The following is an 8,020-nucleotide window of genomic DNA, read 5'->3' as shown; positions in this document are numbered from 1 at the left end:
ACCGGCACATCACCTTCAAAGGGTCTGATTTGGCCCAGTCGTTTATCTTCCCGGGACTGAACGTTGAATTGGAGCGCATTTTCAAGTAGAGGTTTTCTCGGAGCTGGGCAACACGGGACCACTGGGAAAACAAATACAATCTTATGGTATTGAAAGTGCAAGATATCAGTTTGTTTTTGCATAACCATTTTAGTGGTGACTGAAACCTGGAAAAAGGATGATCAATAAAATGAAAAGAGTCTTTATATCTGGGCTGGTTGTGCCCTTGATGCTTTTTGCTGTAGGAACAAGCGGTTTAGCCATCGCGGCCCAAGGCGATGATGATGTTCGTGAAAAATTAAGAAATGAAGGGGTCTGGTTGACTCCAGAAGAAAGTGCGCAACAGAAAGCTGAATTGGATAGCCTGTTGGATTCCTTAGACAATGCAGCCGATATGCTGGAGAGTATGCCTGCTCTTTCGGTAAGCGTACAAATAAACGGCTCGTTGGTGAATGCTCCGGCGGATATGGATGTAGTTGAAGGACAGGTTATGGTTCCTATTCGCTGGGCGGCTGAACAATTGGGGGCCAGTGCTGTGGAGTGGGATGCTGCGACCCGAACCATAGCCATTGAGACCGGTCAGGATTTCTATAGTATGGAGAAACTGGCGTCATATAGCAGAGGGCTGAAAATCAGCACTGAGGAACTGGAAAGCCGGATCTGGCCGCTTCCGGAAAAGGTTGAAAACCTGCAGATAGCCGATCTGGTGTCTGACCGCAAATGGATTCTGGAGCTGAAAGAATATAAGGCCAGACTGATGGACCCAGCCTTGGCCCCGGATCCGGTCAACATATGTATTGCCAGCGACGATGGCCGCTATGAACACAGTTCGCTGATATACAGCATTGACAATCGCCAGGGACATTATTATCTGCCCATGGACTGGCTGGAGTATCTGTTTAAGGCCAGGGTTCATTATGACCAGGCCGCTAATCTGCTATCTATTCAAACTCCTGATGTGGATTTAATCAAATCCGAAATTGCCCGGTTAGAAAACGCTCTTATTCCCTCCAGCCCTGACGAAGCCGTCAAACTATGGGGCCGGGGCGAACAGACCCGCAACGGGGCCTTGCAGTATTTGGCCTTATCCCCGCAATTGCGCCAGGAAGCAGACGCCAGTGACTATGTCCGGCAAAGCTACTGGGTTACGGGCATGTCCAGCCCCTGGGTGGGGCCGATCACCATAGTGTCCCAGGAGCAACTCAGTGATACCGAGATAGAGTACACCCTCTCTTTCCCTGAAATGACCTCAAGCCCTCCCCATACCACCGCAACAGAAAAGCTGATGGTGGAGAAGCTTATCGACGATGGCGGGGGAGGATGGTTTATCACCCGGGTATTGCAGTCCAGCGACTATGGAATTATTGACGGCCCTAAGCATTATATAAGGCATGATGTAGACGGAGGCGGTAAGTATGTAACCGCACAAATAATGGTCAATCACCTCAATAACCAGTGGGAATTGACCGTAACCAAGGATGATTCTGAGGCCGCTGTCGAAATATTTAAGGGTGATAACAAGGGTTTTGACGTATCAACCATTGCCGCTGCTCATATCATCAGCCCGGATACGGTAGATTTTCTACTTGTAACCGATTACCGGAGCATGCCCTTTGGAGGATGTGGCTATGAGTTATACAGTTTGAAAGACGCAGCCCTAGCCCAGATTGATCTCTCCACCATAACCCATGGCACGCCGTTCTCCATTCATGTGGATGAAGTCCGCCGCTCGGCGGAGATCGAAAGCAATGGAGCTGTTGCAGCGGTGCCGCTGTCAGACTGGGATATGCACGGTTACCAGCAATACGGAAATGAGTTTTGCCAGAATTTCTTTATCAGCATGGACTTGCAAAGCGTAGACGGAGAGGCCTTGCCAGAGATCGTCACTACCGAGGTCATTGCCGCGACCCTGCCCCATCACTTGACTTATCTGCATACCACTTATAAATATGTTAATGGAGCCTGGGAAATAGAACAAACCGACTTTTCGGATCAACCGTCTCAGCATATTTAATCAAACCTGGGGATGGAGAACGAACATTGAATTCATTTTTACGAAAACATGGTAAGCAAGCCTTAAGCTTGGGGATCGTTCTGCTGCTGGTTTGCGGCACCGTTTTTTTGACGGTTGACTGTTATGTGGAGCGGGTCGGGGCTAAGTATATTTATTCGGCGCAGGAGGTGCCGGAAGCTGATACGGTCCTTATTCTAGGGGCCTATGTATATCCCGACGGAACATTGTCGGCCATGCTCAAGGATCGTGTAACCGTAGGGCACGAGCTATACCAACAAGGCAAAGCCCCCAAAATCATCGTGAGCGGCGACCATGGACGCACGGATTATGATGAAGTAAACACCATGAAAGAATTTCTTAAGAGCAAAGGTATGCCCGGTCAGGATATATTTATGGATCATGCCGGTTTCAGCACCTATGAAAGCCTGTACCGGGCCAGGGATATTTTTCAGGTAAAGAAGGTTATCATCATAACCCAGGAGTATCATCTGCTGCGGGCGGTTTTCATAGCCAGGGAACTGGGTCTGGAAGCCTATGGGGTGGCTTCTGACAAGCATGATTACGGGCAGGTCATGGCTGCTTACGAAGTGAGGGAGATGGCGGCCCGGAACAAAGATTTCTGGCTGGCCAAGGTAATCAAGCCCCAGCCTACTTTTTTGGGTGAAGTTATCCCGGTGTTCGGTGATGGCGGGGCCACGGACGACAAATAAACCGATGTCTTTGTTGGGATGCAATACTTGTTAAAAGCAACCAACACCAGGCGAAACACAAGCTTTATTAGCGAGTAATATTAGGAGGTTGATACATAATGAAACAAATCCTGTCGGTTCTGCTGCTGGCCTTATTCTTTATTGCCGGCCCGTCTTTTATAACCCCGGCCCAGGGGCAAGAGAGAGTCTCAGTCTTTGTAGACGACCTGCCCTTAGAGCTCGATGTTTCGCCGGTAATCGAAAACGGCCGTACTCTGGTGCCCTTCCGGGCTATAGCGGAGGCCATGAACATAGTTGTCAGCTGGGACGATCAATCGCGTACAGTAAACGCAACTGATGGGGTCACGACGGTCCGTCTGCAAATCGATAACCGTACTGCTTACCGCAATAACAACCCTCTGACATTAGAGGCGGCGCCGCGGATATCTAGCGGGCGCACCCTGATACCGCTGCGCTTTTTCAGCGAGGCCTTCGATTGCCGGGTGGAATGGAACAGCGAAACATACCGGGTTAGCGTCGCCACTCCCCCCAAAGCCATGACCGTCATAGGCTTCTATGCCCTGGGTGACAGCCGAACCAGCAGTTGGACCGACCTGTTTGGCCAGAGCTATCCCAATGCCGCTGAAGGCAACACCGACGTGGTATCCGAATTGGCTCTGGGCTGGTACAGTATTGACAGTCAGGGCAGCCTGCTGGATAAAAGCCGCACCGGATGGCAGCGCCCCGAGGGTTGGGAACAGGTATTGGATGGTGCTGAAAAACACCATTTATCGAGCGAGATGGTAATCCATGTGACCGATAGCGATGGCGCCATCTCCGCGCTGTTAAACGACCCGCTTGCCATGGATCGGGCGGTAAAAGCCATTGCAGCCGAAGCCGGGCAATACAGCGGGGTCAACCTGGACTTCGAAGGTCTGGGCTATAATGATAGCGGAGAACAACTGAGAAAGGTGCAGCGGAGCTTTACCAGCTTCGTCGACATGCTGGTCCGGGAACTGCACGCCAACGGCAGCAGGCTGACCCTCACCCTGCATGCCCCCAACAGCGCTTACCCCGGTTACGACTACCAGGCCCTGGGCCGGAGCGCTGACCGGATCATTATCATGGCCTACGATTACGGCCCCAAGCCGGAGCCGATCGTCCAGGTGACTCAGGCTGTGGAAACAGCCATCGCTGCGGTTCCCGCCGATAAGCTGATCCTGGGCATTTCCGCCCCCAGCGAAACGGCTGCCAGCATCAACGCCAAGGTGGGCATCGCCAAGCGTTATAATCTGAACGGTATTGCCTTATGGCGCCTGGGCTTGATTGATGACGGGATGTGGCAGACCTTGAGAAGCAGCCTCACCAAATAATTGTACCGCGGGGACGGAGTTTATGAGTACATTTTATTTGGCATAGCTGGCTTATACTCTATGTCAGGCCTTTCAGGGTAGTGAGGTTATACCCATCTCAACGCCGGGTTTTAATTCTGATTAGAAATGGCCAAACTACATATTATTTGGCATTTTCGAAAGGATAGTTACATGGCTGAATTCCCGTCGTTTGAGCAGGTTCTGGACGCTCAAAATCTCTGTACCGACTATCAAGTTCAGCATTGGCTTCGCTATGAGTTGTTTACGCCTCAATTCTGGTTGCTGGCAGCCATGCTGGTTTTGCCCTGGTTGGTTTGGTGGCGGTTGGTGGATAAGAAAAGGCTGCTGGAAATCATCATTTATGGTTTGATGATACAGACTATTGCCACCTCACTGGATGAAATCGGCTGCCAGCTCAACTGGTGGGAATATCGTTATGATATCGAGCCTCTTTTTCCCAGATTGATCCCTATGAACTTTACCGTACTACCCATAGCTTACATGTTGATTTATCAATATTATCCGCAATGGAAAAGGTTTATCTTAATGAATACCCTGGCAGCGGCGCTGTTTGCCTTTGTCGGAGAACCGCTGCTCATATCAATCGATATCTACGTGATGCTATTGTGGAAGTACTGGTATTCGTTTCCGATATACATAATGATTGCGATATTCTTGAAAGCGGTAATGCAAATGATTATGAAGGCGCACCACCGTTTTAACTGAATCAGCAACGCTATGCCTTGTATCAGCTCCGGTCATCAAGAGCCTGGAACACTTCGCCCGTCCCGCTGCAATACTCATCGAACCAGCTGAAAGGACGGGTAAAGATGAAAAAGTCAGCGATCTCTGCTTCGTTTATTCGGATTAATCAAGAAAGATTCTTGATCTGTGTCTGAGGTGGGAATGGGGGCATTTAAGTGTGTAGATATTTATTATCTTATCTGATGCCAGTAAAAACAATGAACCATGGAAAAATAGTTGTAGTGATTAGAGGCTTAAAGTTTGAAGCTGAAACCTGGCTTGAGGTTATACGGCAGATCGAAGAGAAAATCGAATTCTATCGGAAAGAAATGTCTGCCGATATGAGAAATGTTACTTACTCGTTGCCTGGAGGTAACCTTCATGGTAAATGGAATCCAAATTTAATAGTATTAAAAAATGATATTAAGAATTTACAGGTCCTCGAAGAGTATCTCAGGAAACACCATCCCCGGAATTATAGCAGCTTATAGCATCTTGCCATATCACTTAAATTGCGACAGGGTGTCGAGTTGTTACAAATTTTTTGGGAGCAAAAGTTAAGGCTGGTCGGCGGAGCCGCCATTTTTTGCCGGAGGCGTGTTTTCAATATATATGCTCTGGCTCGGAAATGCGAAACTCACTCCCAAGTCCTCAAGGATCTCCATGATTCTTAAATTTATATCTTCGCGTACTGCCAGGTGTTCTGCCCACACCGTAGTGACAGTAAAAAAGTAAACCTTGATATCCAGACTACTATCATTAAAGTTTTCTAAAAAAACCATTATAGTTTCGGGATGAACCTCGGGATGGTTTTCCAGCAAGGTTTTGATTCTGCTTACACATTGCTGCACTTGCCAGCGGGTGGCATCATACGTAATTTGCAGGTAAAAAGAGACCCGCCTTTTGCCTCGGCGCGAATTATTGGTGATAGCCTCATTGGCAAGCGTAGCATTGGGAACCAGTATTAAGGATTCATCAAAAGCCCTTATCCGGGTAGTTCGGAAAGTTATAGTTTCCACTATGCCATCAGTCGTGCTGGTGGTAATCCAGTCTCCCGAAACAAAAGGTTTTTCCAGGATAATAACAATTCCGCCAAAGACATTGGCCAGAACGTCTTTGGCTGCCAAAGCGAAAGCCAGCCCGCCCAAGCCCAGACCAGCGATAAAGCCGTTCACATCATATCCCCACTCCTGGGCTATTACTACTATTACCAGAGATAAAAGCACAAACCGGGCTATTTTAGAGAAAAAGGAAATGATGATGCCGTCCAGATTAAATTTGCGCTGCAGCTCCTGTGACAACGGCGAATCGGTTTCAGCCAGCGCATACAATCCCCAGGCGATCAGAATAATGATCAGAGAGCGAAACAGATTTAATATCAGTGTATCCGCGGCAGCACTTAAAGGCAGATAACGGAGTGCACAGTAAATCCCGGTTAGCAGAATAAGCCATTCTGCCGGCCTGTAGAAAGCGGCCAGTAATTTGTCATCATAATCATTGCCGCTTTTTTGGGCTATTCCCTCCAGCCAGGGGAAAACACGTTTCTTTACTATTTTGCCAAGGATATAAAACCCCAGGAGTATCAGTAAAGCGATGACAGCCGATTGTACTATTTGGTAAGTCCAGATGGTATTGAGCCAGGTCAGACCGAGTTGATCAAAAATTTCATTCATAGCTTCTATTGGCGGTTACCCGCATATTTATTCCTTTCTGATCTATGGCAATTATATTAGCACAGTTCGAAGCCAGTTTGCACATATAAAGAAAAGGAAAGCAGGCATAAGAAGAAAGAGCTTACCAGCGGGAAGGGGGGAGGTTATTGGGAAAACGGCTGCGCGGGGAACTCTCATCATAATAAAGATGATAGTGATTCTCCACCCGGATTTCCGGGGTTTTATGCTCCAAACATAGTTTGAGGCTTCCGGTTAAGGCTAATCCGGCAAATAGCAGGGCCAGAAGATAGGGCCACCAGCCCGTCAGCATCAATCCATATGCAGCAAATTGACATAGCAACAGGCTAAAAACCACCAAGCCGCAATGTCGGCTCTGTTTTGACAAATCAGCATCCTCCTGAACTCATTTCATTACTGAGTTTCCACTATATCGCAGCCCTTTATACCTTTTACAATGACAAGCCTGTGGTTTGCATCCGCGGGCGGCAATGTGCCAAAATCTTTGCATTGCCAGTGTCACGACCCGGATCATTGACTTGATTCACTTCAACGCAGAAATAGTAAAAACATTTGCGCCATCAACGCCTTTAATGGCAATAAGCCAATTTCTGCTTTGAACAAAAACGACTCAAGTTATAGAATAAAAGTAGACAGAGAAGCTGAAGAAGGGGTGAGTCTGGTGAGCGAAAACAGCTCGCTTTTACCAGGTAAGTTTTTTTTCGAGTACATTCCTGACATCGCATTAATAGTAAAGCCGGACGGTCAGATAGTCGAAGCCAATCCGGCTGCTTGTACCGCTTACGGTTACGACCGGGAAGAGCTTTTGGAATTGGATATCTTTAAGCTTACCCCCGCATATCTGCATGGACTTCTCTTGGAACAATTCAAGAAAGCCAAAAGAGGCGGGGCGCTGGTCGAGATGCTGCAGCACGACCGCGAAGGCCAGGATATCCCGGTAGAAATGAATCTGCAGCCGGTGCGCTATCAGGACCAGTTATACTTTCTGTGCTCTATTCGAGATATCACCCATCTGCTGGAGATCTTATCAAAAAAGGATCATTTGAGCTGGCTGACCCGCATGTTTACCAACATTTTCATGCATATCACCGATGGGGTTATGATCCTCGATACTGAGGGCCACATTAATGAAGTCAATCTGGCTGCGGAGAGAATCCTCAATAAAAAAGCGGCCCAGATGAAAGGGCAGCCCATTGGGCGGATATTGGGCATTAAAACCCCTTATACCAATGAACTCCTGCGGCGGGGAAAACCGTACAGTGATATCGAGATATTTGTTGAGAGCGGCGGGAAAAATATTCAACTGACCCTGACCGGAAACCCGGTAAGAGATGAAGAGGACCGCCTCAGCGGCGGCATACTTTTCATGCGTCCTATCGAGAACATCCATAACCTGGTGCATCGCTTCACCGGAAACCGGGCTAGTTTTCAGTTCGATGATATCGTTACTGTAAGTGACAACGTTTTAGA

Annotated in this window: 8 protein-coding genes; 6 read left to right on the top strand and 2 right to left on the bottom strand. The window is 48.2% G+C overall.

Features of this window, described 5'->3' with window-relative positions; genetic code table 11:
• The first annotated feature begins 229 nt into the window (after window positions 1-229).
• The 5 genes from B3W37_RS02795 (at window position 230) to B3W37_RS02775 (ending at window position 5,350) form a co-directional block, all read left to right on the top strand.
• Complete coding sequence (locus B3W37_RS02795) at window positions 230-2,053, top strand: stalk domain-containing protein (protein WP_483174723.1); 1,824 nt, start codon at window positions 230-232, stop codon at window positions 2,051-2,053.
• A 68-nt stretch (window positions 2,054-2,121) separates the two neighbouring features.
• On the top strand, window positions 2,122-2,763 hold the full coding sequence (locus B3W37_RS02790) for a SanA/YdcF family protein (RefSeq protein ID WP_483170096.1): 642 nt from the start codon (window positions 2,122-2,124) through the stop codon (window positions 2,761-2,763).
• Between the two features lie 98 nt (window positions 2,764-2,861).
• Complete coding sequence (locus B3W37_RS02785) at window positions 2,862-4,115, top strand: stalk domain-containing protein (RefSeq protein ID WP_483174722.1); 1,254 nt, start codon at window positions 2,862-2,864, stop codon at window positions 4,113-4,115.
• A 126-nt stretch (window positions 4,116-4,241) separates the two neighbouring features.
• On the top strand, window positions 4,242-4,841 hold the full coding sequence (locus tag B3W37_RS02780; RefSeq protein WP_483174721.1) for a CBO0543 family protein: 600 nt from the start codon (window positions 4,242-4,244) through the stop codon (window positions 4,839-4,841).
• Window positions 4,842-5,062: 221 nt separating this feature from the next.
• Window positions 5,063-5,350, top strand: a complete 288-nt coding sequence (locus B3W37_RS02775) for a hypothetical protein (protein WP_483170071.1) — start codon at window positions 5,063-5,065, stop codon at window positions 5,348-5,350.
• 66 nt (window positions 5,351-5,416) lie between these two features.
• On the opposite strand, the gene B3W37_RS02770 is transcribed toward B3W37_RS02775, so the two are convergent.
• Both B3W37_RS02770 and B3W37_RS02765 read right to left on the bottom strand, forming a co-directional pair.
• Window positions 5,417-6,532, bottom strand: coding sequence for a mechanosensitive ion channel family protein (locus B3W37_RS02770; RefSeq protein WP_483174720.1), 1,116 nt, complete (start codon window positions 6,530-6,532; stop codon window positions 5,417-5,419).
• Between the two features lie 121 nt (window positions 6,533-6,653).
• Window positions 6,654-6,917, bottom strand: coding sequence for a hypothetical protein (locus B3W37_RS02765; RefSeq protein WP_483170068.1), 264 nt, complete (start codon window positions 6,915-6,917; stop codon window positions 6,654-6,656).
• A gap of 228 nt (window positions 6,918-7,145) precedes the next feature.
• Between B3W37_RS02765 and B3W37_RS02760 the strand changes: the two genes are divergently transcribed.
• On the top strand, window positions 7,146-8,020 hold an 875-nt coding region (locus B3W37_RS02760), incomplete at its 3' end, for a PAS domain-containing protein (RefSeq protein ID WP_483174719.1).

The sequence above is a fragment of the Syntrophomonas sp. UBA5494 genome (assembly GCF_002426325.1).
The sequence above is the reverse complement of the archived record's forward strand: the minus strand, read 5'-3'. Positions and strand labels throughout refer to the sequence as shown.